The sequence below is a fragment of the Mycobacterium sp. genome, from assembly GCF_047975165.1.
Taxonomy (GTDB): domain Bacteria; phylum Actinomycetota; class Actinomycetes; order Mycobacteriales; family Mycobacteriaceae; genus Mycobacterium.
In genome coordinates this window covers 1-15909 of sequence record NZ_JBKECZ010000032.1, presented here as the reverse complement: position 1 = coordinate 15909, position 15909 = coordinate 1, and the positions used below count along the sequence as shown (strand labels likewise).

15 protein-coding genes and 1 pseudogene are annotated in these 15909 nt (G+C 69.5%); 1 reads left to right on the top strand and 15 read right to left on the bottom strand.

Features of this window, described 5'->3' with window-relative positions; translation table 11 throughout:
- Window positions 1-53: 53 nt before the first annotated feature.
- Window positions 54-908 carry a segregation/condensation protein A gene (locus ACK5M9_RS02690; protein ID WP_416891662.1) on the bottom strand — a complete coding sequence of 285 codons (855 nt, stop codon included), beginning with the start codon at window positions 906-908 and terminating at the stop codon, window positions 54-56.
- Window positions 905-1768 (bottom strand): ParA family protein, encoded by an 864-nt coding sequence (locus ACK5M9_RS02685; RefSeq protein WP_416891661.1) that lies wholly within the window; start codon window positions 1766-1768, stop codon window positions 905-907. Before ACK5M9_RS02685 ends, ACK5M9_RS02690 begins: the two co-directional genes overlap by 4 nt.
- Before the next feature lie 145 nt (window positions 1769-1913).
- Between ACK5M9_RS02685 and ACK5M9_RS02680 the strand changes: the two genes are divergently transcribed.
- Window positions 1914-2666: an O-methyltransferase gene (locus ACK5M9_RS02680; RefSeq protein WP_416891660.1), complete on the top strand. Its 753-nt coding sequence runs from the start codon at window positions 1914-1916 to the stop codon at window positions 2664-2666.
- A 77-nt stretch (window positions 2667-2743) separates the two neighbouring features.
- Here ACK5M9_RS02680 and xerD read toward each other — a convergent pair whose 3' ends face one another.
- From xerD to ACK5M9_RS02615, 13 genes and pseudogenes are all read right to left on the bottom strand, one after another.
- Window positions 2744-3658, bottom strand: a complete 915-nt coding sequence (gene xerD, locus ACK5M9_RS02675) for a site-specific tyrosine recombinase XerD (RefSeq protein WP_416891706.1) — start codon at window positions 3656-3658, stop codon at window positions 2744-2746.
- Window positions 3659-3681: 23 nt separating this feature from the next.
- The gene (locus ACK5M9_RS02670) at window positions 3682-4314 is read right to left on the bottom strand and encodes an NUDIX domain-containing protein (protein ID WP_416891659.1); all 633 of its coding nucleotides are present in this window, start codon (window positions 4312-4314) and stop codon (window positions 3682-3684) included.
- Window positions 4307-6088: a CTP synthase gene (locus ACK5M9_RS02665; protein WP_416891658.1), complete on the bottom strand. Its 1782-nt coding sequence runs from the start codon at window positions 6086-6088 to the stop codon at window positions 4307-4309. Before ACK5M9_RS02665 ends, ACK5M9_RS02670 begins: the two co-directional genes overlap by 8 nt.
- A gap of 121 nt (window positions 6089-6209) precedes the next feature.
- Entirely contained in the window at window positions 6210-7154 is a 945-nt protein-coding gene (locus ACK5M9_RS02660) for a copper transporter (RefSeq protein ID WP_416891657.1), read from the bottom strand.
- 10 nt (window positions 7155-7164) lie between these two features.
- On the bottom strand, window positions 7165-8346 hold the full coding sequence (steA, locus tag ACK5M9_RS02655; RefSeq protein ID WP_416891656.1) for a putative cytokinetic ring protein SteA: 1182 nt from the start codon (window positions 8344-8346) through the stop codon (window positions 7165-7167).
- Between the two features lie 215 nt (window positions 8347-8561).
- Window positions 8562-10319: a DNA repair protein RecN gene (gene recN / locus ACK5M9_RS02650; RefSeq protein WP_416891655.1), complete on the bottom strand. Its 1758-nt coding sequence runs from the start codon at window positions 10317-10319 to the stop codon at window positions 8562-8564.
- Window positions 10320-10322: 3 nt separating this feature from the next.
- Window positions 10323-11246: an NAD kinase gene (locus tag ACK5M9_RS02645; protein WP_416891654.1), complete on the bottom strand. Its 924-nt coding sequence runs from the start codon at window positions 11244-11246 to the stop codon at window positions 10323-10325.
- The gene (locus ACK5M9_RS02640; protein ID WP_416891653.1) at window positions 11243-12109 is read right to left on the bottom strand and encodes a TlyA family RNA methyltransferase; all 867 of its coding nucleotides are present in this window, start codon (window positions 12107-12109) and stop codon (window positions 11243-11245) included. The genes ACK5M9_RS02645 and ACK5M9_RS02640 overlap by 4 nt, the downstream gene beginning before the upstream one ends.
- Before the next feature lie 8 nt (window positions 12110-12117).
- Entirely contained in the window at window positions 12118-12294 is a 177-nt protein-coding gene (locus ACK5M9_RS02635; RefSeq protein WP_416891652.1) for a hypothetical protein, read from the bottom strand.
- Window positions 12295-12541: 247 nt separating this feature from the next.
- Window positions 12542-13552, bottom strand: a complete 1011-nt coding sequence (locus tag ACK5M9_RS02630; RefSeq protein WP_416891651.1) for an HAD-IIA family hydrolase — start codon at window positions 13550-13552, stop codon at window positions 12542-12544.
- Window positions 13545-14288: a hypothetical protein gene (locus ACK5M9_RS02625; RefSeq protein ID WP_416891650.1), complete on the bottom strand. Its 744-nt coding sequence runs from the start codon at window positions 14286-14288 to the stop codon at window positions 13545-13547. Before ACK5M9_RS02625 ends, ACK5M9_RS02630 begins: the two co-directional genes overlap by 8 nt.
- A gap of 54 nt (window positions 14289-14342) precedes the next feature.
- Window positions 14343-14696 carry a DUF732 domain-containing protein gene (locus tag ACK5M9_RS02620; protein ID WP_416891649.1) on the bottom strand — a complete coding sequence of 118 codons (354 nt, stop codon included), beginning with the start codon at window positions 14694-14696 and terminating at the stop codon, window positions 14343-14345.
- A gap of 136 nt (window positions 14697-14832) precedes the next feature.
- A pseudogene (locus ACK5M9_RS02615) lies at window positions 14833-15909 on the bottom strand (PE family protein); the annotation flags it as partial.

Below are 15909 nucleotides of genomic sequence, written 5' to 3'. Positions count from 1 at the left end.
TGTCGGGGACGCAGGGGACGTCGGAGACGCCGGCCGGGGGCTCCTGAGGCTGGTCAGTCATCGCTTCGCTCTGCTACTCGCTCTGCATCGTCGTCGGTGCTGGACGGCCGCTCTCCGGTCCACGAAACCTGAAGAACGCCAAGGGGCTCGGACTGGTCGAATGCTACCGTGCCGGATCGATAGAGTTCGAGCACCGCGAGGAATCTCCCTACGACCTCGGCCGCCACCGTGCAGTCGGCGATCAACTGCGAAAATGTCGCCCACTTCCCACTGCCGTAGGTTTCCAGCCGGGCCAGGAGTTTGTCGGCCTGCTCTGCCACCGACACCGTCGGCGCGTGCAGATGCCCGGTGTCCACACTGGGTGCGGGCTGCGGGGTGAAGGCGATGGCCGCGATCTCGGCGAACCGTGCGGGGTCGACGCCGAGCATCACTTCCGGGAGCAGGTTGAGGTATCGCTCCTCCAGCGACACCGCCCGGGGATAGCTGCGCAGCGCGGCGGACTCCAACTCGGCGAACATCTGCGCGACGTGCTTGAACGCCCGATACTGCAACAACCGGGCGAACAGCAGGTCGCGCACCTCCAGCAGCGCCAGATCCTCTTCGTCGTCGACCTGGCCCGACGGCAGCAGCCGCGCGGCCTTGAGGTCGAGCAGGGTCGCCGCAACCACCAGGAAGGCGGTGGTCTCGTCCAGGTCCAGCCGGCTGCCGATGGCTTTGGTGTAGGCGATGAATTCGTCGGTGACCTGGTGTAGCGCCACCTCGGTGACGTCGAGCCGATGGGCGAAGATGAGTTGCAGCAGCAGGTCGAACGGGCCCTCGAAGTTGGTCAGCCTGACCCGGAAACCGTCCGGGGAGCCGTCCTCGGGCGCCGCCTCGCCGGTTTCGGGGCTGCTCGAGATGGCGTTCACCCGCCGAAGCGGTCGATGAACTCGCGCGCCAGCGCACGGTATGCGAGGGCGCCGCTGGATTTGGGGGCCCAACTGGTGATGGGTTCGCCGGCGACTGAGGTCTCCGGAAAACGGACGGTTCGGGTGATCACGGTGTGAAACACCAGGTCACCGAAGCGCTCCACCACCCGGGCCATCACCTCTCGTGAGTTGATGGTCCGCGGGTCGTACCGGGTGATCAGAATGCCGCTGACGGTCAGTTTGGGGTTGAGCCGGTCGCGCACCTTGTCGACGGTGTCGGTGAGCAGCGCCAGCCCGCGCAGTGAGAAGAACTCGCACTCCGTCGGGATCACCACTCCCTCTGCGCAGGCCAATCCGTTGACGGTGAGCAGCCCCAGCGACGGCTGGCAGTCGATCAGCACGTAGTCGTAGCGGTCCAGCACCGGATACAGTGCCCGGCCCAGGGTTTGTTCCCGGCCCACCTCGTTGACCAGCTGGATCTCCGCCGCGGAGAGGTCGATATTGCTGGGGACCAGGTCCAGGTTCTTCACCCGGGTGTGAATCAGCACGTCGTCGATGGCGACCCGGGGCTCCACCAGCACGTTGTGGATGGTCTTGTCCAGTTCGTAGTGCGGCACGCCCAGACCGGCCGACAGGGCACCCTGCGGGTCCAGGTCCACCAGCAGGACCCGGCGTCCGTACTCGGCCAGCGCCGCACCCAGGTTGATCGTCGACGTGGTCTTGCCGACTCCGCCCTTCTGATTGCACATCGCGACGACCTTGGCCGGGCCGTGGGTGCTCAGCGGCTGGGGGTCGGGCAGCACTTGCGACGGCCGGCCGGTCAGGCCGATCTCCGGGCCGCTGCCGGGCGGGAGGGTCATGGCCGGTGTTGACCGTCCGCCGCGGCGATGACGTGGGTCTGGGTGGACATCGCTGGAAAGTCTAACGGCTGCGCTCGCCCGCCCCGGCCGATGCACGGCGTGCTGGCCCGTCGGCTAGGCGGAATCCCCGCGTAAGGTGGCTGCGATGAGCCTGAAATCCCGGTTTCCGGCCCTGCGCTGGTCGGTCTGGCGGATGGTGCCTGGACTGCTCAACATCTCCCGGACCGGTCAGATCGGCGACGGCCGAGAGGCCGCGGCCGTCCGCTACGTGCTGCAGAACGCGACCGCCGGGGACGCCGACGACGTGCTGGCCGCCATCGACACCTTTGCCTACGAGAAGTCGCTGCTGATCAACGTCGGCGACGAGAAGGGCGCCATCCTCGATACCGCGGTGCGCCGCGCCGAACCGACGCTGGCGCTCGAATTGGGAACCTACTGCGGCTACGGCGCGCTGCGGATCGCGCGTGCCGCTCCCGCCGCGAGGGTCTATTCCGTCGAAATTTCCGAGGCCAACGCCGCCAACGCCCGGCAGATCTGGGAACACGCCGGCGTCGCGGACCGGGTGACGTGTGTCGTCGGCACCCTCGGCGACGGCGGCCGCACCCTGGACACGCTGGCCGAAGCTCACGGATTCGCTTCCGGTGCACTGGATTTCGTATTCATCGACCACGACAAGACGGCCTACCTGCGGGATCTGCGGAGCATCCTGGACTGCGGCTGGCTGCACCCGGGCTCGATCGTGGTGGCCGACAACGTCGGAATCCCGGGGGCACCGAAATACCGGGCCTACATGCGCAAGCAGCAGGGTGTCAGCTGGCAGACCGTGGAACACAAGACGCACGTGGAATACCAGACTCTGCTCCGCGACCTGGTGCTGGAGTCGCAGTACCTGGGCTAGATGGTGCGCGGATGCGCACGGGGCTAGATGGTGCGCGGATGCGCACGGGGCCAGATGGTGCGCGGATGCGCACAGGGCTAATTCGCCCGCGGATGCGCGCCGGCCCACACCTCGCGCAGTGCGTGGACGGTGACCAGGGTGTAGATCTGCGTCGTCGTCACCGAGGCGTGGCCGAGCAGTTCCTGCACCACGCGCACATCCGCGCCGCCTTCGAGCAGATGGGTGGCGAACGAGTGGCGCAGCATGTGCGGTGACACGCCCGTGGTGATCCCGGCCCGCCCGGCGGCGTCCTGCAGGACCTGCCAGGCACTCTGCCGGGACAGCCGGCCGCCCCGGGCGTTGAGGAAGATCGCCGGGGTTCCGCGCCCGCGCCGCGCCAGATCCGGGCGTCCCCGCACCAGATAGGCGTCCAGCGCCCGTACCGCCGGGCGTCCGACGGGAACCAGTCGCTGCTTGCCGCCCTTGCCGCGCAACAACACCGATCGGGCATGGGTGTCGATGTCGTCGACGTCCAGGCCGACGGCCTCGGAGATCCGTGAGCCCGTGGAGTACAGCAGTTCCAGCAGCGCCCGGTTGCGTAACGTCAACGGGCCGTCGGCGGCGTCCTCGCCGCCGGCGGCTTCCAGCAGGGCCAGCACCTGGTCGACGGTGAGGCTCTTGGGCAGCCGCCGCCCCGGCGTCGGCGGCCGCACCGCGCGCGCCACATCCAGTTCGGCCAGGCCTTCGGCGGCGGCGAACCGGTGCAGGCCGCGCACCGCGATCAGGGCCCGCGCCGCGGACACCGCCGACAGCGCCGCCGTCCCGGATTCGGGATCCCCGCGCCGCAGGGCCACCAGGAAGTCGCTGACGTCGTCTTCGGCGACCTTGGCCAGATCGTGGATCCCCCGCTCCTCCAGGTGTTGGGAGTACCGGCGCAGATCACGACGGTAGGAACTGAGCGTGTTGGCCGCAACGCCGCGCTCGATCGTCAGGTGGTCCAGGTAGCCGCGCATCTGGAAATCGAGGGTCCCGGTTGTCACCGCGGTGCCCCGTCGGCGATTCCGTCTACGAATGCGGTGGGCCGGCCGATCCAGGGACTGTCCGCCGGACGCGTTTGCGCCAGGCCTTCGGTGACGGCATGCGCGGCCAGAATGCCTGCTACGGCAATGGAATTGGTGAACTCACCGCTCAACACCCGCTGGACGGCGTCATCGATGCCGTACCACCGCATCGACATGTCGGCCTCTTCGTCGTGCGCCTCGGGGCGGGCGATCGGGGTCAGGTCGGTGGCCAGGAAGATCCGTACCGCCTCGTCGCTGTAGCCGGGTGCTGTCTGGATGTCGACGAGCAGCCTCCAGCGGCCGGCCTGCAAGCCGGCCTCTTCGGCCAGTTCCCGGGCGGCGGTGAGGTGCGGCGGTTCGCCCGCGACGTCGAGCAGGCCGGCCGGCAGTTCCCATAGCCGGCGGCCGCTGCTGTGTCGGTACTGGTAGAGCATCGCGATGTTGTTGCCGTCGTCTATGGCCACCACCGCGACCGCGCCGTAGTGCTCGACTACTTCACGCATCGCGACGTTGCCGCCGGGCATTCGCACTTCGTCCCGTCGGAGTGCGAAAATAGCTCCCCGGTAGAGACTTTCCGACGACAGCGTCTCGAATTCGTGCTCAGGCACTGGTGGCGGGTTCGGGCAGCGGTTGTTCGACGCCGTCGGGACTCTCGACGCCGCCGGGACTCTCGTCATCGTCGGGTTCCTGCCGCTCGGGGATTTCGGGCATCTCCACCGGCAGCAGTTCACCCGCCTTGTAGTCGATGGCCGCCTTGACGAAGGCGGCGAACAGCGGATGCGGCCGGGTGGGCCGGCTCTTCAGTTCCGGGTGCGCCTGTGTGCCGACCAGGAACGGGTGCTGATCGGGGGGGTATTCGACGAACTCCACCAGGTTGCCGTCTGGTGAGGTTCCGCAGAATCGCAGCCCGCTGGCGGCGATGCGGTCACGGTATGCGTTGTTCACCTCGTAGCGGTGGCGGTGACGTTCGGAAACCGTGGACGTCCCATAGGCCTGTGCCACAATCGAATCCGGCGTCAACGTCGCGGGGTAGGCGCCGAGGCGCATGGTACCGCCCAGATCCGCCCCGCCGGCGACGATGTGCTCCTGATCGGCCATGGTCGAGATGACCGGATCGGGTGTCTGCGGCTCGAATTCGGCCGAGTTCGCCTGGGTGATGCCGACCGACCGCGCGGCTTCGATCACGATGCACTGCAGTCCCAGGCACAGTCCCAGCACGGGCACGCCGCGCTCTCGTGCGTAGCGGATGGCGCCGACCTTCCCCTCGATGCCCCGGATGCCGAACCCACCGGGAATCAGGATCCCGTGCACGTCGCCCAGCGCGGCGGCCGCCCCGCCGGGTGTCTCGCAGTCGTCGGAGGCCACCCAATGGATTTCGACGCGCGAGCGGTGAGAGAACCCGCCGGCACGCAGCGCCTCGGATACCGACAGGTAGGCATCTGATAGGTCGACGTACTTGCCCACCAGGGCAACTCGCACGGTGTCCTGCGGCTCGTGCACCCGGCGCAGCAGGTTGTTCCATTCGGTCCAGTCGACGTCGCGGAAAGGTAGGTTGAGCCTGCGGACCACGTAGGCGTCGAGTTCCTCGCGGTGCAGCACCTTGGGGATGTCGTAGATCGAGGGTGCGTCGGGGGTGGAGATGACACCGTCGATGTCGACGTCGCACATCAGGGCGATCTTGTTTTTCAGCGCTTCGGGGACATCGCGGTCGCAGCGCAGAATCAATGCGTCCGGGCTGATACCGATACTGCGCAGGGCGGCCACCGAATGCTGGGTGGGCTTGGTCTTGAGTTCACCCGAGGGCGCCAGATACGGCACCAGCGACACGTGCAGGAAGAAGACGTCGTCGCGGCCCACGTCGTGGCGCACCTGCCGCGCGGCCTCCAGGAACGGCTGCGACTCGATGTCGCCCACGGTGCCGCCGATTTCGGTGATGACGACGTCGGGTCGGTGGCCTAGGGCGTCGGGTTCGGCCATGGCCAGGATGCGCCTTTTGATCTCGTCGGTGATGTGCGGGATCACCTGGACGGTGTCGCCGAGGTATTCCCCGCGGCGCTCCTTGGCGATGACGGTCGAATACACCTGTCCGGTCGTGACGTTCGCCGACCCGGACAGGTCGCGGTCCAGGAAGCGCTCGTAGTGGCCGACGTCGAGGTCGGTTTCCGCGCCGTCCTCGGTGACGAATACCTCGCCGTGCTGGAACGGGTTCATGGTGCCCGGGTCGACGTTGAGATACGGGTCGAGCTTCTGCATCGTCACGTAGAGTCCGCGGGCGGTCAGCAATTGGCCGAGGCTGCTGGCGGTCAGGCCCTTGCCCAGCGACGAGGCGACGCCCCCGCTGACGAAGAGGTGCTTGGTGGCGGTATGCGAGTGCTTACGCAACTAGGCGACCTCCGTGAAGACGAGCAGGGCTGATATGGGCCTGCCGGACCACGGAAATTAACCCTAACACCCGTATCGGGCCTGCGCCGGAAACACGCCCTGCCGTACCCGGACACCGCTTTTACTGGGCGACGGTCACCGAGGTCGCCGCATGTCCTATGCCGTATTGGCCGGGATGCGCGCCTGCGAGCAGATCCTGCAGGGCCAGGATGGCGGTGATCCTGCCCTGCTCGGTATCGACGTCGTCGACGGTGCTGATAGCACCCGCCATCCCGGGGTCGGCGCGGGTCACCCCGACTGCGGCGGTGCCGCCCGCCGAGCCGTCACGTCCGGCGAGCACGATCCCCGAACCGTGGGGAGCCAGCGCGGTGGCGAACCTGGCCACGGTGACTCCCTGGTTGCCGGCATCGGTGGGCAGTCCCGCGCCGGTGATCACAAGTGCCGTGTCGGCCGCACCGATACTGTCGGCGGGGTCGAAGGTGATGAAGCCGGTCTCGCGCAGGGCGCTCAGGACGGTTTCGCGTTGTGTGTCGTCGACTTCGGGTAGATCAGGTTTGCCGTTGGTGAGCATGGCTATCCCCAGCAGGTCGCCGGCCTGCGAACCCTGGTCGATCAGGGTGGTGCTCAACTGGGCGCCGGCGGGCAGGATCGAAGAACTGACCACCGACCGCAGTTTTTCCCCCGAGTTGGCTTCGACGAACTCGGGCGTCAGCGACACCGTTGCGGTGATCGACCCGCCGGCCTGTGCGACGACATCGGCCGCCGCGGCGACGTCGTCGTTGTCGGCGTCGGGGGTGCGGAAGACGACGACGGTCTTGCCTGCCAGTGCGTCGTGCACGATCCGTCCCAGCATCTGGGTGTCGAAATCATTTGCCGCACTAAGTTTTTCGTTGAGTACGGTGCGCTCGTCGTTGAGCGCGTTGATCTGGGAGGCCAAGCCGTGCTTGTCGCTGCGCAGGCCCGACAGCACGGTGTCGGAGAAGAAGCCGGACCCCAGCACGACTCCGAAAGCCAGGGCCAAAAAGACCGCGGCCAGTGAGATGGCATGCTGCCGCAAAGTAATCATGAGCCGGCTTTCAGGACAGGAGGTTCTGGATCCACCGGGTGAATTGGTTCCAGTAGTCGGTGACCCAGTTCAGCACGATGCCGTCGGTGCGCGACACCCACAGGACCACGATGATCGCGATGAGCATCGTTAAGGCCAGCAGTGCGATGGCCCCGGCGGAGATGTGGTTGCGGTAGAGCGTGGCGACGGCCTTGGCGTCCACCAGCTTCTCCCCCACCCGCAACCTGGTGAGGAATGTCGACGGGTTGCTCTGCGAGCGTGTCCGGTCGAAGAACGTCTCGATGTTCGCGGTGTGGCCGGCGGTGACCAGCAGAGCGGCGCCGTGGTGATCGGCCAGCAGCAAGGCCAGGTCGGTCGCGGAACCGGCTGCCGGGAACGTCATCGCCCCGACACCGAGATCCTGGATGCGTTCCAGGCCCGGTGCGTGGCCGTCGGCGTCGGCCGGCAGCACCACCTGAGCGCCGCATTTGAGGACCTCGGTGCTGATCCGGCTGGGGTCGCCGACGATCAGCTGTGGGCGATACCCCGCCTTGCGCAGCACGTCGGCGCCCTGGCCGACGCCGACGAGCACCGGCTGGTATTCCTTGACGAACGGCTTGAGCGCCTTGAGGTCGTCGGCGGCGCTGGGTTCCTCGGCGACGACCACCACGTGCCGCCGGCGCATGTCCACGTCGATGTTGGGGATGCCGATGCCGTCGATCAGCAGCGGGCTTTCGCTGCGGATGAACTCGATCGTGTTGCCTGCGAAGGCCTCCAGGTGTGCGGCCAGGCCACTCTTGGCCTCGCGCATCAGGTCGGCGATGTCGTGGTCGGTGCGCTCGGTGCCGTGACTGAGCCGCCGGTCGCCGGCGTAGACGCCTCCTTCGTGGAGACGGATCTTTGAGCCGTCCTTGACCTTCTTGAAAATTTCCGGACCGGTCTCGTCGATCAGGGTGACCCCGTTGTTGACCAGCACCTCGGGGCCGAGGTTGGGATAGCGGCCCGACACCGAGGGCGAGGCGTTGACAACGGCGGCGATGTCCGCTTCGACCAGAGCGTCGGCGGTGATGCGGTCGAGGTCCAAAATGTCGAGTACGACGATGTCGCCCGGGCAGACCCTGCGCAGCAGGCGATCGATATTGCGGTCCACTCGGGCGGTGCCGATCAGGCCTGGGCGTTCGGTGTTTCGGGACAGGAGCGCTGACATCCTCATGGAGGGTGATTCTGACTGCGAAGCACCGTTGGAGGGTGGAGGCGCGCCGTCACATCTGTAACAGCAGTTATAAATAATCACATCTGTAACAGGTCGGCGGTGGGTATCGGCCTCCCTGAGCGTTCACTCTGCGGCGGTGGCGCAAAAGTGCGAGTGGAGGGCGCCCTCAGTGCAGGGTCAAACCACCCCACCAGGCGTGCTACCGACCCACGCTCCTATCGGAGTTCGTTCTGCGCGGTGTCGAGCAACTCCCGGGCGTGGGCGCGTGCACTGTCGGATTCGCCCAGCCCGGCCAGCATCCGTGCCAGCTCGGCCACCCGTTCGTCGCTGGTGAGCCGCCGCACGCCACTGGCGCCCGCTCCCTCTGCGCTCTGGCTGTGCACCACCAGGTGGACGTCGGCGTATGCCGCGACCTGCGGCAAATGGGTGACGACGATGACCTGGCAGCTCTGGGCCAGCCGCGCCAGGCGGCGGCCGATCTGCACCGCCGCCCGGCCACCGACGCCGGCGTCGACTTCGTCGAAGACCATGGTGGTGCCGGCCGCCTCCTTACGCGAGGTGGCCAGCACCACCTCCAGCGCCAGCATCACCCTGGACAGCTCGCCGCCGGATGCTGTCTTGGCCAGTGGTGACACCGGCATGCCCCGGTGCGCGGCGAAGCCGAACTCGACGACGTCGATGCCGTCGACTCCGGCCCGCACGAATTCTCCGGACGGCAGCGTCAGTGCGCCGGGGTCATGAGGTTTCAGGTCATCGGCGCGGACGCCGATGGTGAACTGCGCGTCGGCCATGGCCAGTGCGGACAGCTCGGCGGTCACCTCGGCGGCCAGCTTGGCGGCCGCTGTGCGGCGGATCCCGCTGAGGTCGACGGCGGCCTCGGTCAGGTGCAGCCGGAGTTCCTCGACCCGGCGTTCGAGTACGGCCAGGCCCTCTTCGGAGACATCGAGTTGAGCCAGCCGTTCGCCGGATTCCCGCGCCCACCCCAACACCGCGTCGATGTCGGCAGCGTATTTGCGGGTCAGGGTGCGCAGCTGGGCCTGGCGTGCCAACTTGGCGTCCAGTGCACTCGCGTCGGCGGGTAAGCCTTCCAGATAGTCGCCCAGTTCACCGGAGGCGTCGACGGCCAGCGTCAGCGCCGAACCGATCTGATCGGCCAGCGCGGCCAGCCCGGGATCGCCGGTGGACTCCAGCGTCGCGCGTGCCCGGCCCAGGGCTTCGGCAGCGCCGAGTGACTCCTCGGAGCTGCCCGTTAGCGCCGACCGCGCCGAGGCGGCGGCTTCCCGCAGCATGTCCAATTCGGAAAGCCGCACGATATCGGCGACCAGTGCGTCGTCCTCCCCCGGCTGCGGGTCTACCGCGGCGATCTCGGTCAGCGCGAAGGTGAGCCGGTCGACCTCCTGGGCCAGGTCCCGGGCCCGGTCGCGGCGCTCGGTGAGATCGCGCCGGGCAGACAACCACTCGTCGCGCAATGTGCGGTAGCGGCGCAGTGTCGGACCCGTGGCGGCGAACCGGTCCAGCGCGGCCCGCTGCTCGTCGGCGCGCATCAGGCGCAGCTGGTCGTTCTGGCCGTGCAGCGCCAGCAGCCGGGCAGTGAAGCCGGTGAGCGACTTCGCCGGCACGCTGCGACCCCCGAGCCAGGCGCGCGACGGGCCGTCCCGGCTGACCCGGCGCAGCGCGATCACACTGCCGTCTTCGTCGCGCTCGGCACCCGAGGCGTCGAGAATCTCCTCCAGGTCGGCGGTCACGGTGTCATCGACATCGGCTGTGGTGAAACGGCCTTCGGCGACAGCACGGTCGCATCCGGACCGGATGCGGGCCGGGTCGGCGCGGGCGCCGCTGAGTAGGTGCAGGCCAGTGACCACCATGGTCTTGCCGGCTCCGGTCTCGCCGGTCAGCACGGTCAGCCCGCTGCCGAATTCCGCGGTAGCGACGGTGATCGCGCCCAGCGACTCGATTCGCAACTCGGTCAGCATCGGCTACCGCCCGCGCCAACCCGTCACCGGCAACCGGAACTTGGTCACCAGCCGGTCGGTGAACGGCGCGCTGTCCAGCCGCGCCCATTTGACCGGCGTGACGGCGCGGCTCACCTCAAGGCGCCCGCCGGCCGGCACCAGCATTTCCCTGCGGCCGTCGCAGAACACCAGTGCGTCGTGACCATCGGCCTCGATCTCGACGGCGATCGCGGCGTCCGGGCTGGTGACCATCGGCCGGCCGAACAGTGCGTGAGCGTTGTTGGGCACCACCAGGATCGCTTCGAGGTCCGGCCACAGCAGCGGTCCGCCGGCGGAGAAGGCGTACGCGGTGGAGCCGGTCGGTGTGGAGACCAGCACGCCGTCACAACCGAATGTCGACACCGGGCGGCCGTCGATTTCGACGACGACACCGAGCACGCCCAGCCGCGGCCCCTTCTCCAGGCTCGCTTCGTTGAGCGCCCAGCCCCGCTGGATGATCTGGCCGCGGTGGCGCACGGTCACATCGAGGGTGAGGCGATCTTCCACCCGGTAGTCCCTGGCGACGATGTGTCGCAGCACCGCGTCGATGGCTTCGGCTTCGGCTTCGGCCAGGAAACCGATCCGGCCCAGATTGACGCCCAGCACCGGAATGCCGGCGTTGCGCGCCAGTTCGGCCGCGCGCAGGAAGGTGCCGTCGCCGCCCAGCACCAACACCAGTTCGCAGCCCCGGGCCACCATCGGGTCGGGGTCGGCCACTTCGATGCCGACGCCGACGGCGCGCACATCACCGGGCGCTACCGGCAATGATCCTCGATCGACCGCCTCGGCGGACAAGGCATGAAGCTCAATACCGTTGTCGCCCAATATTTTTTCGACGTACCGGGCGGTTTCCTCGGCCTCATCGCGTCCGGTGTGGACCACCAGCAGTACGGTTCGCTGTGCGGTCACCTGCGGTCTCCCGCAGACTGTCCGGGGTCGCCTTGGGTAACCCGTGCCACCGGTGTCGCCGGGCCGTCATCGACAGCGCGGTGCACCGCCGACACTAGGGCGTCACCGGCCAGCGCGCGATCTGACTGCCTCCGCAGCCACAGAAAGTACTCGACGTTGCCCGCCGGGCCCGGCAACGGACTGGCCGCCGCGCCGACCGGGTGCCAGCCCAGCTCGGCCGCGCGGTGCGCGACGGCAAGCACCGAGTCCACGCGCAACCGCGAATCGGCGACCACCCCGCCGGGTCCGACCCGGCCCCTGCCCACCTCGAATTGCGGCTTCACCATGGGAACGATATCGGCGCCCGGACCCGCGCACCCAACCAGCGCGGGCAACACCGTCGCCAGCGAGATGAAGGAGAGGTCGGCCACCACCCGCTCGACCGGCCCGCCGATCATCTCCGGTGTGAGTTCGCGGACGTTGGTGCGTTCGAGTACCCGCACCCGGGGATCGTTGCGCAGCGGCCAGGCCAGCTGGCCGTAACCGACGTCGGCGGCAACGACTTCGGCTGCGCCCCGGTCCAGCAGGACCTCGGTGAACCCGCCGGTCGAGGCGCCCGCGTCCAGGCAGCGGCGGCCCGCCGCAACGATCCCGAAGGCGTCCAGCGCGCCGATGAGCTTGTGCGCCCCGCGCGATACCCAGCCGCGTTCGCCGTCCCCGGTCACCGTCAGTGCCGCGGTGAGGGTCATCCCGGTGGCGGGTTTGACCACCGGCAGGCCGTCGAGGCGGACCCGTCCGGCTTCGATCAATTCGGCGGCCTGTGCCCGGGAGCGGGCCAGCCCGCGGCGGACCAGCTCGGCGTCGACGCGGGCACGCCGTGGCATGCGGGCACTCAGCCCTTCTCCGCCGACTCCAGGGCCCGCAGCAGCACGTCGTGCGCCTCGGACAGGCGGCGTGCGATGTCCTCGAGCTCCGCCAGCGATGGGGCGTCCTCGGCATCGGCAGTGTCGGGCAGCTGCGCTACCAGGGCTTCGATATCTGCGCGAATCTGGTCGGGGTCGATAGTCATTGCGTTCTCACGCTAGTCGCTGGTCGGTTGTCGCCGGCCGAGAGGCTGCGGGTGGGGTTCGGCGCCGGCGCGCTGAGCGGTCGGTCGATGTGCGGGCACATCGAATCCTTGTGTGTGAATGCCTACATGCTCAGCATGTGGGCCAGGACCCGCCGCACTTCGCCGAGTCCCTCGCGGGAAAGGGCGAGTTCGGGCGCGTACCGCCGGAACCGCTCGGCGGACACGGCGCCCACCTGCTCGGTGATGATCAGCCGGCCTGCAGCAGTGACCAGCGAGCCAGGGCGTCGCGGGCACGCTGGTCGCCGGCTTCGATGGCTACCGGGGCGTCCAGGCTCCAGACGGCGGCGGCGACGGCGCGAACGACCGCCAGATCGTCCCCCTGTTCGTCGCCGGTTGCCCAGACCATTGCCCGTTGCCCTGCGACCTCGACCCGCCAGCCCGGCTGCGGGCCCACGGCTAGGCCGGCCGGGTCCCGATGCAGCGAACGCAGGTCGTGGCCGATGAAGGTGGGCCGGCGGGCGGGTTCGGCGTACACGGCGTCGCGCGCGGAGTTCACCCCGGTGAGCACCATCAGGCTGGGCAGGCCGGCGGCGCTGGCCCCCTCGATGTCGGTGTCCAGCCGATCCCCGACCACCAGCGGGGAGCGCGACCTGCCCCGCGCCACGGCATCGTTGAGCAGCTGCGGCCCGGGCTTGCCCGCCACCTGGGGCGCCGCGCCGGTCGCGGTGCACAGCAGCGCGACCAGGGCGCCGTTGCCCGGCAACAGGCCCCGCTCGGTGGGCAGCGTCGCATCGATGTTGGTGGCCACCCACACCGCGCCGGCCCGGATGGCCAGCGCCGCCTCGGCGAGCTCGGGCCAGCCGACCACCATCGACAGGCCCTGCACGACGGCCCCGGGTCGGTCCTCGAATCGCCGGACCGGCACCAAGCCGGCTGAGGTGATTTCGCCCGCCAGCGCATCGGTGCCGATGACCAGCACTTTCGTCCCGGCGGGGAGCTGGCCGGCCAACAGGCGGGCTGCGGATTGGGCACTGGTGACGACGTCGTCGGGGCCGGCGGTGAAGCCGAGATCGCCCAGATGCGTGGCGACTTCGGAGGCGCTGCGCGAGGCGTTGTTGGTGACGAACAAGGTGCGGGCCTCGACCCTGGCCAGCGACTCGACGGCTCCCTCGGTGGCCGAGTGGCCGCGGAACACGGTTCCATCCAAATCCAGCAGCAGGCAGTCGTATTGCTGCGCAAGCGATCTGAACTCAGCCAAGTTCGCCGACCCGTTCTTCGGCATCGGTCGCGCCGTCGATATCGGCCGCCGCCGAACGCAGGAACCACTGCAACGCCTCGTCGGTGCGTTCCAGCGCCAGCAGCGTCTCGGCGTAGGCGTAGAACAGCCGCGCGGCCGTGGTGCCGGTGCGCTTCGGGTCCAGCGGCGGGTTGGACAGCACAGTCAGGGCCTGCTCGAACTGGCTCAGGTCGGCGCGAGCGCCGGCGGCCACGATCCGCAACTCGTCGGCGTCGTCACCGGTGAGCTGGGCCGCCTCCGGGCCGCGGGCCAGGTCGATCGCCTTCTGCGGGCGCCCCAGGCCGCGTTCACAATCGGCGATCAATGCCAGCAGAGCGGATTTGCTGCCCATTCTGCGCGCGGCCCGCAATTCGGCCAGCGCCTGAGCCCAGTCGCCGCAGTGGTAGGCGGCGATTCCGACGGCCTCGCGAACGGCGGCAATCCGGCTGGCCCGGGCGCGAGCCGCCCGTGCGTGACTCAGCGCGGCTTCGGGATCGTCGTCGAGCAGGCCGCCCGCCGCTACCAGGTGGCGCGCCACCCTGTCCGCGCTGGCCCGGTCCAGGGTGCTCAATTCGCGGCGGACCTCCGGGGCCAGTTGCCGGGCGTCGATATCGTCGGGAATCCGGGGACCGTCGTCAGGTGCGCGCCCGCGGTCGCCGCTGGGCGTCCGGCGCCGACTGTGCCCACGGGTGCTGCGCCCCCTGCTGTCGTCGACCACTCGGTAGAGGTTACGGGCACCCGCGGCGGGGTTGCCAGGTGCGGTGGGTGGGAACTACGCCTGCAATCGTCTGGGAAACAGCGGCGACAACAGCGACGGACAGTACGTCGAGATCGCGACGATGGCGAAGGCGGCTGCCATGTCGGTGGAGAAACCATTGAGTTCGGCAACCTCGGCGACGACGGCATCGAGGGTGCCGCCCGGTGAGAGCACCTCGGGGCAGATCGACCGGCCGGTTGCCATCGTCGTTTCGGGCTGCCCGAATTGGATACCGACGTCGTTGAGGGCGTTGAGGAAAGCGTTGCCCATCATGTCGGCGTGGGCGGGTGGCGACACCAGCGTGGACGACATGCCGAACACTCCGGCCACCATGGCCGCACACCTCAGGGTCAGCCTCCGCGCCGTCATCGGGACAACTGTGCTCAACCAGTGTCACTTTCACAGCGCGGTGCGGTAAATGTTTGCGCACCGAGGCGTTTTGTTCACCGGCATTCCGGTGCTCCCTGCGCTGGGGCGCCCTTCGCCCCAAGGACGCACTGCAATATCAGGCCCCGGCCATGCCGGCGGTGCCGCTGGCACCGCCACCCGTGCCAGTGTGCGTACCGCCGTTGCCGCCGGAGGTGGCACCCGTGCCGCCGGTACCGGCCGTGCCGCCAATACCACCGCCGGTGGGCGTCCCCCCGGTACCACCGCTGCCAGCGGTGCTGGTACCGCCGCCGCCTCCGCCGCCACCGCCGTCGCCACCGGCGCCAGCCGGCCCGGCCGTGCCGCCGTTGCCGCCTATGCCTCCGGCGCCGCCCGCACTGGAGAGTCCGCCGCCGCCGCCACCGCCCCCGGCGCCCCCGTCGCCGCTGGGGTGGCTGCCGGAGCGGTTGCCGCCGTTGCCGCCTTTGCCGCCGTCGCCGCCGGTGCCAGCGGTACTGCCGCCGTTGCCGCCGTTTCCACCCTCACCGGGTGTAACGCTGGCGCTCCCGGCGGTACTGCCGCTGCCGGCTCCTCCACCGCCGCCACCGGTGCCGCCGTCGCCACCGGTGCCGCCGGCCCCGCCGTTGCCGCCTTTGCCGCCGTTGCCGCCGTTGGCCGTACCGCCGCCTCCGCTGCTACCGCCACCGCCGCCGTCACCGCCGTCGCCGCTCAAGCCATTGGTCTTGCCTGGACCGCCGTTGCCGCCGCTGCCGCCGGGGCCGCCGGTGCTGGTGCCGGCGCCCGCGGCGACCCCGCTGTTGCCACCGTCGCCGCCGTCGCCGCCGTTACCGCCGTCGCCTACCGTTGTAGATCCCTGGATCCCGCGGCCGGCGCCGCCGCGACCTCCGGCGCCGCCGGTGTTCGTTATGCCGCCGTTGGCGGCATTGCCGCCGTTGCCGCCGTTGCCGCCGTTGCCGGCTTTACCGCCTGGCCCGGCGTTACCGCCGTTGTTGCCGTTGCCGCCCGCGCCGCCCTCGGTGGGGCCGGTGGCATCGGGAGCACCACGGGTGCCGCCGGGGCCGCCGGCGCCGCCGGAGCCGCCGGGGCCGACGGTAGAGCGGCTCCGGGCGCCAGCCCCACCGGAGCCTCCGGCGCCCCCCGTGGTGGTGGTGCCGCCGTCGGCGGCACCACACCCGGCGCCGCCGTCGCCGCCGGG

Coding starts and splice junctions, on each gene's coding strand:
- recN (WP_416891655.1), bottom strand. CDS start 10,319: ATGCTGACCGAGTTGCGAATCGAGTCGCTGGGCGCGATCACCGTCGCT.
- ACK5M9_RS02680 (WP_416891660.1), top strand. CDS start 1,914: ATGAGCCTGAAATCCCGGTTTCCGGCCCTGCGCTGGTCGGTCTGGCGG.
- ACK5M9_RS02620 (WP_416891649.1), bottom strand. CDS start 14,696: ATGACGGCGCGGAGGCTGACCCTGAGGTGTGCGGCCATGGTGGCCGGA.
- ACK5M9_RS02660 (WP_416891657.1), bottom strand. CDS start 7,154: ATGATTACTTTGCGGCAGCATGCCATCTCACTGGCCGCGGTCTTTTTG.
- ACK5M9_RS02640 (WP_416891653.1), bottom strand. CDS start 12,109: ATGCCACGGCGTGCCCGCGTCGACGCCGAGCTGGTCCGCCGCGGGCTG.
- steA (WP_416891656.1), bottom strand. CDS start 8,346: ATGAGGATGTCAGCGCTCCTGTCCCGAAACACCGAACGCCCAGGCCTG.
- xerD (WP_416891706.1), bottom strand. CDS start 3,658: ATGCGCGGCTACCTGGACCACCTGACGATCGAGCGCGGCGTTGCGGCC.
- ACK5M9_RS02685 (WP_416891661.1), bottom strand. CDS start 1,768: ATGACCCTCCCGCCCGGCAGCGGCCCGGAGATCGGCCTGACCGGCCGG.
- ACK5M9_RS02635 (WP_416891652.1), bottom strand. CDS start 12,294: ATGACTATCGACCCCGACCAGATTCGCGCAGATATCGAAGCCCTGGTA.